At 42.5% G+C, this 17,246-nt stretch carries 22 protein-coding genes; 1 reads left to right on the forward strand and 21 read right to left on the reverse strand.

Going from position 1 to position 17,246, the window contains the following annotated elements; all coding sequences use genetic code 11:
• Positions 1 to 25 precede the first annotated feature (25 nt).
• Complete coding sequence (locus NQ558_RS11960) at positions 26 to 304, forward strand: hypothetical protein (RefSeq protein ID WP_005359596.1); 279 nt, start codon at positions 26 to 28, stop codon at positions 302 to 304.
• 57 nt (positions 305 to 361) lie between these two features.
• Here NQ558_RS11960 and NQ558_RS11965 read toward each other — a convergent pair whose 3' ends face one another.
• The 21 genes from NQ558_RS11965 to NQ558_RS12065 all read right to left on the reverse strand — a co-directional run bounded on the left by NQ558_RS11965 (position 362) and on the right by NQ558_RS12065 (position 17,246).
• Entirely contained in the window at positions 362 to 745 is a 384-nt protein-coding gene (locus tag NQ558_RS11965; protein WP_005359599.1) for a hypothetical protein, read from the reverse strand.
• Positions 746 to 777: 32 nt separating this feature from the next.
• Positions 778 to 1,905 (reverse strand): hypothetical protein, encoded by a 1,128-nt coding sequence (locus NQ558_RS11970; RefSeq protein WP_005359603.1) that lies wholly within the window; start codon positions 1,903 to 1,905, stop codon positions 778 to 780.
• 10 nt (positions 1,906 to 1,915) lie between these two features.
• Entirely contained in the window at positions 1,916 to 2,947 is a 1,032-nt protein-coding gene (locus NQ558_RS11975; RefSeq protein ID WP_005359605.1) for an N-acetylmuramoyl-L-alanine amidase, read from the reverse strand.
• Between the two features lie 14 nt (positions 2,948 to 2,961).
• Positions 2,962 to 3,345, reverse strand: a complete 384-nt coding sequence (locus NQ558_RS11980) for a hypothetical protein (protein ID WP_005359612.1) — start codon at positions 3,343 to 3,345, stop codon at positions 2,962 to 2,964.
• Between the two features lie 15 nt (positions 3,346 to 3,360).
• Entirely contained in the window at positions 3,361 to 3,672 is a 312-nt protein-coding gene (locus NQ558_RS11985; RefSeq protein WP_005359615.1) for a hypothetical protein, read from the reverse strand.
• A complete protein-coding gene (locus NQ558_RS11990; RefSeq protein ID WP_005359618.1) occupies positions 3,662 to 4,876 on the reverse strand; it encodes a reverse transcriptase/maturase family protein in 1,215 nt (404 codons plus the stop codon). Before NQ558_RS11990 ends, NQ558_RS11985 begins: the two co-directional genes overlap by 11 nt.
• A gap of 358 nt (positions 4,877 to 5,234) precedes the next feature.
• Positions 5,235 to 5,645 carry a diversity-generating retroelement protein Avd gene (gene avd / locus NQ558_RS11995; RefSeq protein ID WP_242652084.1) on the reverse strand — a complete coding sequence of 137 codons (411 nt, stop codon included), beginning with the start codon at positions 5,643 to 5,645 and terminating at the stop codon, positions 5,235 to 5,237.
• Between the two features lie 85 nt (positions 5,646 to 5,730).
• Positions 5,731 to 6,774 carry a hypothetical protein gene (locus NQ558_RS12000; protein WP_005359622.1) on the reverse strand — a complete coding sequence of 348 codons (1,044 nt, stop codon included), beginning with the start codon at positions 6,772 to 6,774 and terminating at the stop codon, positions 5,731 to 5,733.
• Positions 6,775 to 6,795: 21 nt separating this feature from the next.
• Positions 6,796 to 7,146 carry a hypothetical protein gene (locus NQ558_RS12005; protein ID WP_005359625.1) on the reverse strand — a complete coding sequence of 117 codons (351 nt, stop codon included), beginning with the start codon at positions 7,144 to 7,146 and terminating at the stop codon, positions 6,796 to 6,798.
• A complete protein-coding gene (locus NQ558_RS12010; RefSeq protein ID WP_005359629.1) occupies positions 7,146 to 7,319 on the reverse strand; it encodes a hypothetical protein in 174 nt (57 codons plus the stop codon). The genes NQ558_RS12005 and NQ558_RS12010 overlap by 1 nt, the downstream gene beginning before the upstream one ends.
• Positions 7,319 to 7,813, reverse strand: coding sequence for a hypothetical protein (locus NQ558_RS12015; protein WP_005359631.1), 495 nt, complete (start codon positions 7,811 to 7,813; stop codon positions 7,319 to 7,321). The genes NQ558_RS12010 and NQ558_RS12015 overlap by 1 nt, the downstream gene beginning before the upstream one ends.
• A gap of 5 nt (positions 7,814 to 7,818) precedes the next feature.
• Positions 7,819 to 8,124 carry a hypothetical protein gene (locus NQ558_RS12020; protein WP_005359633.1) on the reverse strand — a complete coding sequence of 102 codons (306 nt, stop codon included), beginning with the start codon at positions 8,122 to 8,124 and terminating at the stop codon, positions 7,819 to 7,821.
• 27 nt (positions 8,125 to 8,151) lie between these two features.
• Positions 8,152 to 9,360 (reverse strand): phage tail protein I, encoded by a 1,209-nt coding sequence (locus NQ558_RS12025; RefSeq protein WP_005359637.1) that lies wholly within the window; start codon positions 9,358 to 9,360, stop codon positions 8,152 to 8,154.
• A complete protein-coding gene (locus NQ558_RS12030) occupies positions 9,353 to 10,444 on the reverse strand; it encodes a baseplate assembly protein (RefSeq protein ID WP_242652086.1) in 1,092 nt (363 codons plus the stop codon). Before NQ558_RS12030 ends, NQ558_RS12025 begins: the two co-directional genes overlap by 8 nt.
• 19 nt (positions 10,445 to 10,463) lie before the next feature.
• Complete coding sequence (locus tag NQ558_RS12035; RefSeq protein WP_005359640.1) at positions 10,464 to 10,811, reverse strand: hypothetical protein; 348 nt, start codon at positions 10,809 to 10,811, stop codon at positions 10,464 to 10,466.
• Between the two features lie 14 nt (positions 10,812 to 10,825).
• Positions 10,826 to 11,224 carry a phage tail protein gene (locus tag NQ558_RS12040; RefSeq protein ID WP_005359647.1) on the reverse strand — a complete coding sequence of 133 codons (399 nt, stop codon included), beginning with the start codon at positions 11,222 to 11,224 and terminating at the stop codon, positions 10,826 to 10,828.
• On the reverse strand, positions 11,224 to 11,505 hold the full coding sequence (locus NQ558_RS12045; protein WP_005359648.1) for a hypothetical protein: 282 nt from the start codon (positions 11,503 to 11,505) through the stop codon (positions 11,224 to 11,226). Before NQ558_RS12045 ends, NQ558_RS12040 begins: the two co-directional genes overlap by 1 nt.
• Positions 11,506 to 12,837 carry a phage late control D family protein gene (locus NQ558_RS12050; RefSeq protein ID WP_040446077.1) on the reverse strand — a complete coding sequence of 444 codons (1,332 nt, stop codon included), beginning with the start codon at positions 12,835 to 12,837 and terminating at the stop codon, positions 11,506 to 11,508.
• Entirely contained in the window at positions 12,830 to 13,054 is a 225-nt protein-coding gene (locus NQ558_RS12055; protein ID WP_005359652.1) for a tail protein X, read from the reverse strand. The genes NQ558_RS12050 and NQ558_RS12055 overlap by 8 nt, the downstream gene beginning before the upstream one ends.
• On the reverse strand, positions 13,047 to 16,502 hold the full coding sequence (locus tag NQ558_RS12060) for a phage tail tape measure protein (RefSeq protein ID WP_005359653.1): 3,456 nt from the start codon (positions 16,500 to 16,502) through the stop codon (positions 13,047 to 13,049). Before NQ558_RS12060 ends, NQ558_RS12055 begins: the two co-directional genes overlap by 8 nt.
• Positions 16,503 to 16,874: 372 nt before the next feature.
• Complete coding sequence (locus NQ558_RS12065; RefSeq protein WP_005359654.1) at positions 16,875 to 17,246, reverse strand: phage tail assembly protein; 372 nt, start codon at positions 17,244 to 17,246, stop codon at positions 16,875 to 16,877.

The raw sequence follows: 17,246 nt of genomic DNA on the forward strand, positions 1-17,246 counted from the left end.
CCCCGGTACTATAGAGGTGGATATTATGGATTTTGGAAAATATGAAAAATATATGAATGACCGTAAGGCGGTAACGGTTGAAAATAACCGCCGAATAGAAAAGAAATTCGCCGAATGCGAAAAGTGGGTTGCTGATAATCTCATAAATTGCGGTTGTGTCTTTACAAACCACTCTGAATTATTGCAGAAACAAAGTTTTATGATATGGATTGATAACGGCATTAGCATTTCTCATAAAATATATAAACTTTCTGAATGTGGTATTACCCCTCTTGTACTGCTGCCTTATCCTGTCAGAATATAAAAATAACCCCCAAGGCTTCATCAAGCCAAGGGGGCATTTTGTTTACTGCATATTCTGTTATTTTGTATTTTCTACAAGTGTTACCACTGCCGGGGTTGTCTGCTGTTTGTTTTCAATGTAGGTTGTAAGGTTCTCGTTAGCTTCCCATTTCTTTTTTGCTTCCGCTAATACAGATTCCGCAATCTGTACCAACTGCTTTTCTGTAAACAGGATTCTAACCACGCTCGGCAGATATGCGTACATTTTCGCAACCACTTCCGACAGCTTAATAATCCCTGTGCCGGCCCCACACTCTCCCTCTGCATCTGTGACAAACTTAATTGCAATCTGCTTTAAGATTTTGGTCTGTCCTGTCTTGATTAAATAAATAATCAAGGCTACAACCATAGCAATAAGCAATACAGAATCCCAATTAACAAGTAACCATTTTAAAATCTGCATAGTATTTTCCTCCGTTTTGTGACCGAATCGGTCTATTTTACATCTGCTGCATTAACCCAACCGTACACGCCTTTACCGTCCTGTGAAATGCAATGATAAGGGTGTGTGCCTTTGGTATTTACTGCCGTTACCTTACAGGTGCTTGTAACATTCTTCTGTACGCTCGCATATTCCGCCGTAGAGGACTTGTAAACCCCTCCGCCTGTGAATGTTACTATATCGCCTTTTGAAACGCTTGCGGGGTCGCTGTGTGCCTTAGAGGATAACTCCTTGATAGATTCCGCATTGACCCAACCGTACACGCCTTTACCGTCTTGTGAAATGCAATGATATTTATGTGTGCCTTTCTCATTTACTGCCGTTACCTTACAGGTGCTTACCACATCCTTTTCCTTGGCTGCATATTCTGCCGTAGAAGAGATATAGACCCCTCCGCCTGTGAATGTCACTATATCGCCTTTTGAAACTCCTGTAGGCGTTTCCTGTGGCTTCTGCGGTGTGTTCTGCTTCTCTTCTGTCTTGGTGTGTGATACGTCCGTTAAGTTGCTTCCCTTTATCGCTTCGTATACTTTGCTTCTACGGCTTTCATATTGCCCCATTGTGGCATCTTTTAAGGCGTAGGCGTGTATTTCTTCAAGTCCTACCTTTTCCGCCCCTCCTGTGGCTTCTGCTGCCGTCTTGGCAATGCGTGAACTTGCACCGCTACCGCCTTGGTTCTCTAAGTCCGCAAAATAGGCAAGTGCTTTTAAGGATACTAAACCGATTTTTACGCCGTTCTTTACATATCCTGTAATATCTGCATCCGCTAAATCGTCCTGTACTTCCTTTCCGTCCTTGGTTGTGAGCAACTTAGATATTGCATTGGCTTCCTCTTCGGTTGCTTCTCTCTCCTGTCTGTTCCACGCATCCGCACTACTTCCGGCAATCTCTGTATACAGGGCATCCCCTAATATCTCTTTTGCCTGTTCCTGGTCCTTTTCAACAATGGACTTTAAGAGGGGCAACGCTCTACCCCAATATGCGTTCCATTGGCACTTACCTATGCTCATTCCGTGGTTGTTGTCGTTTCTGTTTACGCTTCCGTAATTACCCTCCTGTGAGTAGATAATACCGCTTGCGACCTTAACAACCTTTTTTACCTGTGCTGCTGTTACTGCCATAGTGTACCTCCTACGCTCTCTGTGTATATCCAAGGCTTATATACCCTGCACCGCTCTTTAATTTGCCCCAAGTGGTGTTACCGTTCTTTTCCTCTCCAACGATTGTATATACTTCGCCCTGTTTTACCTGTGTTGTTACCGGGTAATTTGTTCCGGGACCTTTTCGGACATTCAGAACGGCGGTATTGATTTTTACCCTGTAGCTTGTATCCTGTGGAGTATTTGCGGTCATTCCCGCTATTCGCTCCGTATATCCAAGGCTTATGTAGCCTGCACCGCTCTTTAATTTGCCCCAAGTGGTGTTACCATTTCTTACCTCGCCTACGATTGTGTATACCTCGCCCTGTTTTACCTGTGTGGCTACTCCGTAATCTGTTCCCGGACCGATACGCACATTTAATACATCTGCGGTAATCTTCACTTTGTAGCTTGCCACATTGTCCGTTGTCGGCTGTGCGGTATGCTGCTGTCCTCCTGCGGATACCGAACCGCCTAAGATACCCTTAACCTTATTTTTGAACTCCTGCCATTCTGTAGGATTGCTTACCATTTGAGCCGGGCAATTCTTTCCTGTTACGTCATAATGGCGTAATACATAGGAATCAACGCCACCTGCACCAATTCCAAGCATTTTACAAAGAAATGCACAAAGGTATGCAGCGTTTTCTTTTGTCCTGTCTGAAATTCTGTAGTTTCCAGCAGTACAACACATTTCAATACCTATACTGTTCGCATTTCTGCAAGAGCCGTGTTTATAAGACTTTGCCCCGCAATGCCAAGCGGTATCCCTTAACTCTACGCTTTGGTAAATTTCCGCATCATCTACAAAAAAATGAGCGGAAGCATTACGCCCCGCACCGCCGAAATAATTTGCATTTGCCTTTGCCGTATCCTTTGAATTGCCTGTATAGTGCATTACCACATAGGCTACGCTTCGGCTTGTGTTGTTGTTCAGATTGTCGTTGTTGCATTTGATACTTGAATTTATCCCGATACCGTTAATTGTATCGCTGATAAATCCGGCTGTTATTGTTTTTCCCATAACGCCGTACCTCCTTAAATATTGATGTTGTTTAAATCAACAGAAATATCCTTTGTTTCCTCCGGGTATCCCTTTTTGATTTTGATAATGTTTTCTGCCTTGGCTTTCCAACAATACAAGGCAATTACTGTAGTAGTCGGGGTTGCTATGTATGTGGCAAGCACCCCGAATTGTGAATAGTCGATAAGTGTTACTTTGATACCGATATACAAACCCACAAAGTAAGTAAAAAGGACTGCGACCAATACAAGTTTTGTAAAGTTCGGCTTCGGAAGTTTCTTTTTACTTCCGTCCTGTAGCTTCTTGCATAACTTGTCTTTGTTCGCAATCCTAAATAGCAAATAAAAAACAAAGAATCCTATAGCAATGCCAAGGATTCCGCAAATAAGATATTTCATATTCTGTTTTTCCTCCTATGTTTCCTGTCCGTGTGCCTTTTGATTGATATGTTTTTCAATCTTTCCTATGGCTTCCGTGACCGGTCCGTTACATCCCTGTTCTTTAAGTCCTTTCAGACACGCCAATACCGCATAAGTGAGTAAGCATAATTCATCTTCCATTGCCTTTATGTCCTCTTTCTCCTGCTTCTTTAAATCCTCAATATCGGTTGTCTGCTTTTCCTGTGCCTGAAACCATTTGATAATCTTGTATGCAACCGCACCAATGGCAGTTAATGCCCCTAATACGCTTGCAATAGTTATAATTGCTGCTGAATCAATATACATTGTGTGTAATTTCCTTTCCTTGCAGTTTGCAATATGGCGTAGCAAATCCGCAAAAATAACTTTCGGTATAGTTCGGGCAGTTATTGCAATTTCCTGTACATCTACTTACCTCTTCTTTTTTCTCTACCATACCGTTTTCCTTAAACAGGGTGTTAAAGCTCTGCCTAAGTCCGTAACTGTTAAAATGTGACAGGATACCACGATATGAAGCTACCGAACGGTCTAACCTGTCTTTTCTTTCTTCTCCTGCTTTTACCTTTGCAATCTGATTTTTAAGATTACGTTTGATTTTTACCGCCGTTTTCTTCTTTAATCTGCGGTGCGTAGACCATATTCTAAAGCCTACAAAATCAACGCCCATACTACACGGTCTGATAGTCGTTTTATTATTCAAATCTAACCTTAATTCGTCTGATAAGAACGCCCTTAACAACTCTTTGACCTCTGCCAAATACTTTTTATCGTGGTGGAGTATGATAATATCGTCCATATATCGGATGTAGTAATGCAATCCCAACTCATGTTTTGCGTATTGGTCTACCTCATTAAGGTAAATGTTTGCAAACATCTGTGAGGTAAGGTTGCCTATCGGCATCCCCTTGTTGCTCAATCTGTCCGATACTGCCACTTCGTCCGGCTCTTTTCCGGGCGGTAATCCAAAATTCATAGATTCGCAATTTATAATCTTTTCTAACAGGTTAAGTAATCGTTGGTCTTTAATCCTGCGTGCTAAAATCTTTAATAAAATATCGTGGTCTACCCTGTAGAAATACTTTGATATATCCATTTTCAGATAATAGTACCGTTCCGGCTTCCTTTCAGTCTGCCTTAACCAATACTGTAACCTGTCGGCTGCCTTATGTGTTCCCTTGCCCTTGCGACAGGCGTAGGAATCAAAGATAAATGTCTTTTCGTACAACGGAAATAACTGCCTGTAAATCGCCCATTGTACTATCCTGTCCTTAAATGGCAAGGACATAATGAGCCTTTTCTTCGGCTCGTAAACATAAAAGGTGTGATACTTTCCTACCTCGTATGTTTCATAAATTAAGTGATTCTGAATATTTATTAACTGCTCTTCGTAGTTGCGGTTGAAAATCAATACATCATCCCTGTACCTCTTTCCTTTTCTCGCTTCCTCCCAAGCCTTATGTAAATTCTCAAAATCATAAATCTTTTCGTATATATTCTTTATGCTTTGCATTGCATACCTCTTGTAAATTTGTGCCGTACAAACCTAATCAGTTTTTAACCCTTTCGGACGTGACAAATATATTTCTTTTCGGCTTACGCTTACTAACTGTCTTTACAGCAATTCAATCTTTTTCCTGTCTACAGGAACGGAAAATAACCCCTTTAACCCTGTTTGTACTGTCCTTGCGGTCGTAACCGTAAGGCTTCTTGACATAGGGGCAGAGCGGAGCGGAAACCAATGTTGTCGTTCGAGTTGGAACGAGGGTTATTCAAGTTGAGAGCGGACGGACCCGAATTAGAAGTATTGTTGAACGCCGACCCACGGATAGGCAACCACCGTAACTTTGTGATTATTTCCCTATGTATTTTTATTTCTGTCTTTCCCTGCTGTTGACCCATTCCGAATAACCGCCTATCATTCGACCGATTTCGTCTACCTTTCGCATCCATACTTCCCAAGTGTGGAAATTCAAACAAGGCTTTTGGTTTGGGTATAGGTTCGGGTCTTTTGCAAGTCTTAGCAGATTTCTTAATACATCAACTTCAATATCCAAATCCTGCAATGTGGTTTTCTTGTGGTACTTCTTTTCAAGTCGCACCGCCATTTCCAACATTGTATACATTGTCTTTCTTATATCGCCTGCAAGTACATACCTCTCCGTTTTCGGAAAGTCCTTTAATTGAGGGTTGCCGTACAATATCATTTCATAAATCTTTTCCTTGATATGAAAAATATCATTGCCGTTATGTTTCTTTTCTTCCTGTTGTATCTCTTCCACTTTTGCAACCGCCTAACTGTAATGTATTTGCTATAAAGGGCGTGCTATCGCACGCCCTATCAGTTTTTCAGTGTTCAGTTTACAGTTACTCAACAAAAGCGGAGCGGAAACCAATGCTGACGAGCGAGCGGGAACGAAGGCCATTCAAGTCGAGAGCGGACGGACCCGAAACAGAAGTACTGTTGAACGCCGACCCACGGCAAGGCAACCTTTCGCCGTGGCATCTCATCCAAATCTGGTCGTTGCCATATCCCGTTACACCGCTGTCCGGGTATAATCCAAGTGCTATAAGCAACTTCGGAATAGTTACCCCGGAAGCTGCCCCAAGGCTCTTAAATGCAATATTTCTGTAAGTATCTCCACTTGTAGGGAACTCAACCTTTGTATTTACTCTGATTCCTGCGGATGCACTTGCCTGGTCTAACTTTAATGTGCCTGCTGTTCCCGGCTCTACTAAAGTTCCGTCCGGCTTAATCGCTTTCCAAAGTGTGCTTTCCGCCGACATATCGCAATCAAGTTTCATAGAGTTACCATAAGGGATAATCTGAATTTCTCCGTCCATAAGGCGTAATCCACCGGTCCACTCCCAAAGGTTGCCGTTAATGTCCGCAATGCCCGACATATCGTGATTGTGATACCATGTAGGCTGTCCGCTTCCTGTAAGCGTTCTCTGTGATTCTCCCTGTGGCATTGTTCCCCTCTCGTAAGGGTGGTAATAATCCTTGCCGTAGTTTGTGTTTCCGTGTGGTACAGTACCCATTTTCTGTGATAACAGGTTAAGGTACGCAAATACACCTGTCTGATTTAAGTGCCAACCTGCACCTTTCTTTTTGCAAGCTGCTACAGACTGGTCAAAGTTGATATAGTTTCTAGGCAGGTATCCGCCTAAAGAATATGCACGGTCATTTTCTACAATATTGAGGAACTTAGACACATAAATTACGCTCTTTTCCTCTCCGTCCATAATCCAAAACGGTAATGTTTCATCTGTTCCGCCTGTGATTACATCACTATACTTTGCCTTTGGCACTGCTACCATGATGCTAGGCATCCCGGTATCATCAAAAATTACCTTGTTGTTTGCACCAAACTGTGCTACTGCACCCTGTAAATCGTCAAAGTTTGCCATTGTATTTTATCCTCCTTAAAATTAAATTAACGCCCATAATACAAGCGTACATTTCTTCATATCAAACGGTACAGGTTCACGCTTCGTAATCGTTTTTCCGTCCTCGTCCTTTTCTCCTGTATCCACAATCTCATATCCCCTTGCCGGGATAATGACCTGTGCCACATACTCCCTTGCTTCGGTATTTACGCCAACGGTTAAGCCGTCCTGTGTGTCCTTGCAAATATCAAGCGTTACCTCTTCGTCACGCTCTCGGTTCTTGATGTTTACCATTAAATCATCATCCCCGAAAATAATTTTTGTTGTGGATACGTCATAGGCGATTTTCTCGCCCTCGTTTTTCTCAACTACAATAATCTTTGCTGCTGCCATTATCTGTTACCTCCCATTCTTCTTAATTCTCTATAGGCTTCCTGTGAACGCACCGCAATGTGTTCTGCTGCTTCTCTCTGTGATGCTGTGGCATTACCTCTTACTCCGTAAGCCTGTAATACTGCTGCCGTATTTGCCTTTCTTTCATCACTTTTGATAATTACATTTGCCATTATGCGTAACCTCCCTGTACTGTGCATTTTACCGTTACTTCCTTGGCGGCCCCGGTATACTCAATCTTGAATCCGTTTAACTGCTTATCCGTAATACGGATTTCTCCTACACCGCCTGCGTCCTTTGCTTCCGCTTCAACATTTACGGTATAGTCCAAATTGCCCCTTGGTGTGGTAAGTGCAAGGGTCTTTTTGGAATTGTTAAAAGGGTATGATTTTGTATTGGTAAGGGTTGCTTCTACAATCTCTCCCTGTAATCCCTTAATCCTGCTTTCTGCTGCACCAAGTTTAAGCATTGCAAGATTGGCGATTAACCCGGCTGATAATACCCTCTCTTCCAAATCGTTAAAGTTCTGTGCGTTCTGTGGTGTACCCTCCTGCACTACTTCGCCCTCTACGGCTTCGTGTGTGATTGTACCGTCTGCGTTCTGCACTTCCCTGTAGCGGTTGGAATACTGCGTTACATGGTCTTTCCAAATCTTAAATAATCCCATTTGCTCTATTCCTCCTTAAAATTAAAACTGAATCGGTACAACACGCCCTGTTGTGTACCTTTTAATTTGATTGCTTCGCTCTTTTCCGCCCACAACTTACTAGCCGTATCGTACAACTGAATTTTCGTAATTGTTGTGGTCCCCGATACTTCCGGGGTAATGGAAATACTCAACGCTACCCTGCCGTCTTTTAAACGTTCTCTTGTTAAGATTTTCGCCTTGTGCATAGTACCGCCATACTCGACCATAGCGTAAGCAATGTTGGTTTCTACAAACTGCTTGAAACTCTCTAAGGCTCTTTCTGTCAGCATTTCTTTACTCTCCTTTACTTTTATTTGCTATAACCGATTCTTACCGCAACGCTTTACCTCGTATTGGTAGCTTTCGGTTTCTGCCGTGGTTGCCATTCCCTTATCAGATATTCCGGGTTTTGTGTTTGTATAAGGTTCTGTACCTGTTTTCTTCTGTCCTGTCATATCTGTTTCATAAGGGTATTGTTCTGTTTCGGTGTCTGCCACCGTCTGTATATCTCTGTCCTTTACAGTTACCGCCCTGTCGGGTGCTGTTCCTACAAATATGCTTTCAAACGGATAGGCTTGCACTTCTGTTTCTCCAACTGCTGCCACATCCGCCGTTTGATACTGTATATTTCTATCCGGCTTTGTTCCTGCAAGTTCTGAATCAAACTTATATGCCTGCCCTGTAGCCTGTGCGGTTATTCCCTCCTGTGCTACACCTCCCGCCGTGTTTCTCTGCGGTATCGTTCCGGCTTTTGCCTGTCCTGTCTGATTGCTCGTATATTGGTATCCCATTGTGTCCGATTCGGTCACAATCTCGGTATCCTTTGTTGCAAATGTAATATTCCTGTCCGGCTTCGTTCCTGTCGGTGTAAATTCTGCCGTATATCCCGCTGCCTGTGTCATTACATCTATGACCGTATTTTCAACCGCACCAACCGTATTTCTGTGTGGTTCTGTTCCTGCCTTTAATTGCCCTGTCATAGGCACGGAATATAGCCAAAATTCCGTTTTAGGCATTACTACCACAGTAATAGACCCTTGGTAATAAAGACCGTCTAAATGAGCCGTTAAACGCTTGTATATGTCAACCGTCTTTATAATCTCGTCATAGTCTGCTGCAACCCTTGATTCTGTCGTATCAAGTACAATACGGAATCTGTACGGCTTTCCTCCGTAGTCGAACCACTCTTCTATCTCACTCTTTGGGTGTATTCCACCCAAAGCCATTTCAACGGCTGCCTTTGTGCCTAATTTCTGATGCACTCTTACGCTATCCCGGATAATCGCCCTTTTCGCTTCTATCGGGTAATCGTAATCGTACCAATCTACATGGAGGTCATACGCCAATACATCAAGCCACGTTTCCGATAACTCGTTTATATTGGCATATATGATATTCTTTTTTGTCTGCTCTACTGTTTGGTGCAGTTCGTCCGCTATGAGCCGACCCAACGCAACCATTTTTTCATCCTTTTTCAAGGCGGGCGGAAATGTTGCGTAAAAATCGGCATCTTTTAAACTATTCATCTTCGACCCCTCCAAAGGTTACGGTACACTTTTTCAATACCGCAACGCTTCCCTTTGGTATCTCCGTGAATACAGGTTTTTTAATATCCGCCCTCTTTATGCCCGAATCCATAAGGATTGCATAAAAATAGGACGGGTTAATATCCCGCCCCATTTTAGAGGTCTGCCATAATTCGTAGCTTTCCACCGCCAAATCAACCGCCCTTTTGATTTCTTTGGTGCTTGCTTCCTTGTCTTTTGGTATGTAATATGTTAATTCAATATCAAAATCAACCGTTGTCGGTGCTGCGACCGTTACCTTATCCGTCATAGGTCTTATATCATCTGCACTTAAATATGCCTGCACCTCTTTTATAAGTTCCTCGCTCGGCAACTCTCCGCCATATAGCATTATCCTTATATCTGCTACTCCGTCCTGCGGACTTTCTGCGGATACATCACTTATTTGTGAGGATACCGCCTTAGCGTGATATATATAACTCCCTCTCGGTCCGGCGGTAGTGTAGCTTTCTTCGGATTCTCTCATACGGTTGTAATATGCGGTATCGCTTTCTTCTCCGCTTCCCCCGGCTGTTTCTGTTGTGTTTGCCACTTCCTTAAAATATAAAAATTCCTCTGTAACAAGTCTGCTTACCTGTCCGGGTGTAAAGCCGTTTCCGTCCTCTCCTAATGTCGTGCATACCGCTTCTACCTCTGCGTATGTTTCTCCTGCTGGGAATGTCAAGTATCCCGTTGTCACAAAGTTTATGTATCCGTCTACCGTTACCTCGATTTCATCCGTTATCACATACTCCTTATCAAGTGCCGTTGTAATACTGAATCCAAGCGTTGTCCTTGCTGCCGTAGGCTGTAGCCTGTATGTGTTATGGAATATTTCACTTAATGAATCTAAATTTTGCCCTGTGGCATATCTTGGTAAGTTCTGTTTTGCCGATTCGTTGATATTTACCCTTTCCTGTATGATTACACTTGCAAGCCAAAGGATAAACGCTCTTACAGGGTCGGCAGGGTATAAGGTTCTGCCTGTAATCTCTTCGTATCCGGCTATCAGTTTATTTACAAGTGCTTCCGTATCGGTATCCACAAACTCAACCTCGGGTAACTCACTCGGTATATTCCTCGTCGTATTCGTCATATTCGCCATTTACTTCTACCTCCACTTTAGGTTTTAATATGCCCCTTTCGTAGTCTGTCGTAAAATCTATACTTACAATCTCTGCTCTCGGCTCATATTCTCCGATTTTGTCATAAATATCTGCCGTTGCAAGTGCCGTTGCTGTTGTAATCGGTTTATCTATGTAAGCTGCATTTAATCCAAACTCACGGTTAAGCGGTATGTCATATTCTAACGAGGATAGCAAAAACCAAACATTTTGTATTACTTCCTCGTATAGTGTTTGAGGTGCAAGGTTTATAGGCTGTTCCTGTGCGGTATCTATCGTAAAACTCATTCCTGCCTGCCTTTCTACCTCTTTGCGTACTGTTCAAGCGATAAGGTGCTTTTGGCTATCAACAGGTTTCCTTGATTATCGAATTTCTCATAATCTTTTGTATGTCCTGTGATAACCCATTGGCTGCCGTATTTCTTACCGCCGATAACAAGCGTAAGGATTTTTCCTTTCTTTCTGTACTTGTCTATTTTGTTCTGCATTTTCTTGGGATTTACCCCAAGAAATGCGGATAGATAAATGGTAAGGCTCGCCGTGTCTGCATCATTGTATTGAAACTCTAATAACGGCTTTTTAAGATGCCTTGTGTGTTTTGCATAATTGGTTTTACTGTCTATCTTCAAATCGTCAAAGGTTCTTACCTTATTTGCCGATACCTTAAAGACAATATCCCCAAGTGTTCCAATCTCTGCCATTAGATACCTCCTATAACAAAACCGTCCCCCTCTCCGTCCGGCTTGAATATGCACAATACCCATTGCCCTACGGTTGGAATCCAAGGTTTTACTTTAATCTTGCATCCTGTTTCACATTCCACGGTTGGCGGTCGTTTTACAATCCTTAAATCTCCTGTAACTATGCCCTGGTCCGGAATCTGTACCCTTGCGGTCATTTCTCCGGCGTTTACCTTACTTACCTGTCCGATTCTTACAATATCTTTTAGTTCCTGCATATCTGTACTGCTGAATCCTGCCATTTAATACCCCTCCAACACGCTACGCAACTTTATCTGTACCTTGTATCCGCCTGTGATACTATGTTGTGCCTGTTCTACTATGTACTTTCCGTCAAATTCTCCGTATCCGTATACAGTTACGGTTATGCCTGCCACATAGTCCACATCCCCGACTAAGGTAAATTCCGCTGTTGTTTCGCCTTTATTTCTCTGTCGCAACTGGCACTTTGCTAACTCCAACGCTTCCGCTTGGCTTGTTACCTTATGCTTAAATTCGTATGTCTGTCCGTCCGGGTCTGCTCCCGGTGCTGTGTATGTAGCTTCAATAGTTTTCTTTGTGTTCGGGTCTGTATATGATACATGGCATTTTGAATAGGATGTATCTGCCGTTTTTGTAGAAAAACTATAGCTTAATATATTTCCTTTCCCTGCCTTTATCTTTTTAACGGATGATTTCTTTTCATAATCTGCTTCGTCAAAAAGAACAATGGTTTTTGATGTAACCTTTAAGGAAATACCTGCATTTTTGCATAGCTTTTTCAAAAAAACTATATCCGCCGTGTTTACCTGCTCTTTTCTCTTGTAGCTTGGGTTGTGGCTTGAAAGATACATTACTTTCATACTGTTACCCTTGCCTATCTTTTCTGCTATATTTTTAAGATTGGTATTCTCCCAAGTCTTAGATTTCTTTTCCTGCCGTAACTTTGTACTGTACGGTATTGATGTAGCCTTTATGGTTAATTTCTGCGGTGGTCCTTGATAACTCACGCTGTCAATCTCAAATTTTCCGCAATCTAATACCTTATCTTTTCCGTCTGAATACGGATTTTTTTGTATTACAATAGCGTGTATCTCCGTACCCTTAAATGCTTTCTTTTCCTTAATCACGGTCGTTTTTGTTGTGGTTGTTGCTTGTCCTCCCTCCACGTCTGAAGCATTGCACCAACCGTATACCCTTTGTCCGTCCTGTGATATAAGATGATATGGGTGTGCGTTGTGATTCGCTATTGTGCATTTACAGGTGCTTGCACCCCTGTTTACTGTCGGTTCTGCTGCCATAGAGGATATATATACCGGTCCGCCCTTGAATTTCACAATAGCACCTACCTTTATCTCTCCACCGCCTGTAGTAACCGTTTCTGTTTTCGTTTTTACCGCTTTGCTCGTATTGAGCCAATCTTTAATCCATTTACCCTCCCTATCGTCCAAGGATAGGCTTATATCGTCCGTTTCGTCCTCTTCTTTGTCTGTAAAGGACAGGGATAACAGATACTTGGATAATTCCTTGGATATATCTGCACCCTTAAAGTACAGTTTTACCACGGTACGCCTTGCGTAGTTCTTATTACTCACTTACCGTTACCCCCTGTTTCCACGGTGGCAGGGATTCCGATACCGTTAATTCAATTTCCGGCAAGGTCAATACAACCCCTGCTGGAAAAATATAGGTATCTTTATACTCAATATTCGCCTTAATAAGAGTATCCATATACATTTCATTGCCATAGGCTTTATAAGCTACAATATCCCAAGTATCCCCGGATACCGTTGTATAAGTGTTATTAAGCATATACTACCCTGTCCTCCTGTTCTTTTTGTTCTTTCAGAATTGCAACAATGATTGCTCGTAGCTTCTCTAAAAATGCTTCGTCATACTGTTCTAACTGTTGCTTAATGTTATTTGCTTCGCCGTTTCCGTTCACTACAACGCTTGGCGAATTTTGAACATTTATAACGATTGTGCCGGCCCCACTCATTCTTGCGGATACATTATCCGCCGTCTGTGCCTGTGAGATATTGTTAAATATCTGTCCTGTCTGTGCTGCCGTAAATACTTTTCTGTTGGCAGCGTTTGTAATCAACTCCGGTCCATTCTCTCCGGCTATAAATGTACCCGGTGTCCTGTCTGTACCTTTTGCAAATCCCGGAATCAAAGGTATGTTAATTCCTTTTCCGCCAAGTCCGGGAACCCAATCCGGCACTTTCAATTTATTAAGTCCACCAATCACGGTATTAACCGCTGATACAACGGCTCGTAATGGTGCTTTGATAATTTCGCCAAGACCTCCAACCGCTCCCGAAAATATAGACTTAATTCCGTTCCAAGCCTGCGACCAATTACCTGTAAATACGCCTGTCACAAAATCTATAATTCCGCTTAACACGGTCATAAGATTTTGTATTATGCCCTGCACTGAACCAATCACAGATTGAACCACGGATAAGATTACAGGCATTACAGCTTGCACCACCTGTAAAATTCCCTGTACGATTGGTGCTACTATGTTCCAAATTGTTGTTAAGGCAGTTTGAATTACCGGAAGCAATACCGATAAAACATTAGTAACTACAGGCAAAATTGCTTGAATCGCTGCCGATATAGCAGGCAGTACGGTACTTGTTATAAAATTGAACAATTCCGATATAATCGGTAATACATAGGTCTGTAAAAACGAGATAAGTTCCGATATAATCGGCATCAATCCGGCTATAAAATCGGCAATAATTGGAATGACCGCACCGACAAAATCAACAATACTTTGAATGATTGACATTATCGTAGGTGCTGCTGCCTGTATGAAACTCACAATACCCGGCACAACATCATTTATAATTACCTGTAATACCTGTTCCGCAACAGGAACTACATAGGTTGTCACAAATGCTATTACATCTGATACCGCCGTTTTTACCTTTCCAAGGATATTTACAAGCGTATCAAATACCTGTACGCCTTTATCCCCGAAAATCTCTTGTATCTTGTTTCTCGCTTCTCCGATATTGCTATCAGAGAAAATATTTTTAATGGTATCTCCAACATTCGTAATAACCGCTACAATCTTGTCAAAGATTGCCAACGCTTCACTTCCGAATGTCTTTTCTATAAATGCTCTGATTTCCTGTAAGTGATTTTTTACCAACTGAATAACAGTAATAATTGTTGTGATTACTCCAACAATCGGTAAAATCTTACCTACCACTCCACCAAGCGGACCAAATACGGAACTTGCCAAATTCCCCAACGGTCCAAGCATGGTTTTTATTGCATTTCCTACAGGTGCTATAAACTTCGTTATTTTCCCGAATCCTGCACCTATGAGATTCCCAACCTTTCCTAAAGGCGAATTTGCTATAACTGTTCCAACTCCCGACAGGATACCGCCAAGTTTACCGCCCATTCGTGTAAACGGACTTAAAAACAGGTTAAGTAGTTTTGAACCCGCTCCCATTACAGTACCGCCGATTTTCCCACCGATACCGCTAAATACACTACCAATCTTTGTAAACAAGGTGCTGTTGCTTAATACTCCGCCTAATGCACTGCTTACGCCCCCGGCTGCGTTCTTTACGCTTGTGAAATATCCAAGAATACCGCTACCGATATTCTTAAAATTCAAAAATCCGCCTGTAAGGCTTTGTAGGTACTTATTCATTCCGATTCCCTTGATTATTTCAAAGGCTTTTTGAACATTGAGTATTCCGCCTTTTACTTCAAGGAAACCTAGCTTTGCTGCAAGTCCTCCGACTTTTAACCCCGCTAATGCAACCGCAACTTTGGCAATGGTTTTTGTTGCCTGCGGATTCTCTCTTACAAAATTTGTTACTGCGTTTACTATTTCTGTAAACCTCTTCACACCCTCTGTAAGGGTCGGCAATAACAACTCTCCAAGTTCCACCTGTAAAGCATCAAATGCAGATTGTGCCAATGTGATACTTCCGTTAAGGTTATCCAACTTGATTTCTGCCATTTGTTTAGCTGCACCGTCACAGTTATATACCGCATCTGTAAGTTTATTAAAATCGGCTTCTGATGCGTTTACGATAGCAAGCATACCCGCAAAACTTTCTTTTCCGAAAATCGTTGTTGCTGCTGCCACCTGTTCCGCTTCGGACAATCCGCCCAAACTGCTTCGGAGGTTCTTTACTACATCCCCGAAACTCTTCATAGAGCCGTCTGCATTTGTAAGGCTTATGCCGTATTTCTCCATTGCTGCCGCTTGTGCATCTGTCGGCTTCGCCATATTGGCTAATGCTGTCTTTAAACTTGTACCTGCGACCTCTGCCTTAATACTTGCATTTGCCATAAGTCCAATACCTAAAGACATATCCTCTACGCTATACCCTAATGCTCCGGCTACAGGTGCGACCTTTTGGAATGTTGACCCCATCATACTTACATTGGTGTTTGCATTGCTTGATGCCTGTGCCAATACGTCTGAAAAATGCCCGGCATCTGATGCACTCAACCCAAAAGCCGTTAAGGCATCCGTTACAATATCGGATACACCTGCCAAATCTTCCCCGGAAGCTGCTGCAAGGTTCATAATACCCTCGATACCGCCTAACATATCCTCGGTTTTCCAACCTGCCATAGCCATATATTCCATAGCCTGTCCGGCTTCTGTTGCGGTAAACTTTGTTGATGCTCCCATTTCTTTAGCTTTGTTTGAAAGTTGGGCGATTTCCTCAGTTGTTGCTCCCGATATTGCCTTTACTCCCGACATCTGCTCTTGAAATTCGGCTGCCTTTTTAACCGGTCCGACATATATCGCCGTTCCTACTGCTGCGATTGCTCCTATTGTTCCTGTCAACTGTGACTTTGTTTGTGCTATCGCTGCGTTATTCTTATCTATTTTTTCGTTAATGGCTGCAACTTTCTCCTGTGATTTCTGCAACCTGTCATATTGCTTTTGTAATTCCTCTGTGTTTTTAGCAAGGTTGTCTGTATTTATGCCCGCTTCTTGGAGTGCCTGCCCCATTTCCTCCAATTTTTCCGTTTCGTCTGCTGCCTTATCCCTTGCCTTTGCCAATGCTTCCGTATTGGCTTCTAATTTCTTTTTAAGTTTCTCGGATTCTCCGCCTGTTGCATCATACTCCGCCTGTAACCTTTCGTGTTCTTTTTCAAGGTCTGTAACTCTCTGCTTGCTTCTCTCTACTGCCGTCTGCTGTTTCTGATACGCCGATACATCCTTTAACTTATTTCTAACCTCTTTCAGATTATCGCCCAAAAGGGTCATAGTGCTGTTTGCTGTCTTAAAGGTCTTAGAGAAGTTCGGCCCCAAGGCTGCGGTTAATTGAAAGAAAAATTGAAATTGTCTTGCACTCGCCACGCCTTTACCTCCTTTCGGGCATAATAAAAGCACCCGCCTGTGCAAGTGCTGAATCTATGTAAATTATGATTATTTTCTTTGTTAAAATCCGCCCTGTGTTTCAAGGGCGGATATGTTATTGGTTGTTCTGCTGTTGTGCTTTCTCTTTTTCTATCAATCCGTTAAGGCTTCGTATCCACCCTCTTAAATCACGGATTGTAAGGCTTACCCAATAATCAACCCCTGTGTGTGTCTGTCTTGAAAGTAAAAGTGCATTTTCTCTTACCCAAGTTCCGGGGTTTAATCTGTTAAGCCTGTTGTCACTAAAAAATCTCTGCTCTTATTCTTGATTTTTCCAAAATCACGGATAGGTAAATGCTCGATAAGGTCACTTCCTACGCCTGCTGCTCTCGCTGCCATTTTAGACAGGAAAGATGTTGAAATTTCCGGCGATAATACATACTCGCCAACTGCTGCCATTTCATTTTCAACGGCAATCATATCCGAACCTAAAAGACCCTCAAAATCAAAAGTCAACTTATCGTATGTCTTTCCCTCAAATTCAAAAGGTTTCTTGAATACATGGGTATAATTTAATCCGTCTGTGTCCGATTCGGTCACATTTGTTTTCTTTTCTTCTGTTGCTACTGCTGTCTGCTTTACATCTTCCAT

The organism is Eubacterium ventriosum (assembly GCF_025150745.1).
Lineage (GTDB): Bacteria > Bacillota > Clostridia > Lachnospirales > Lachnospiraceae > Eubacterium_G > Eubacterium_G ventriosum.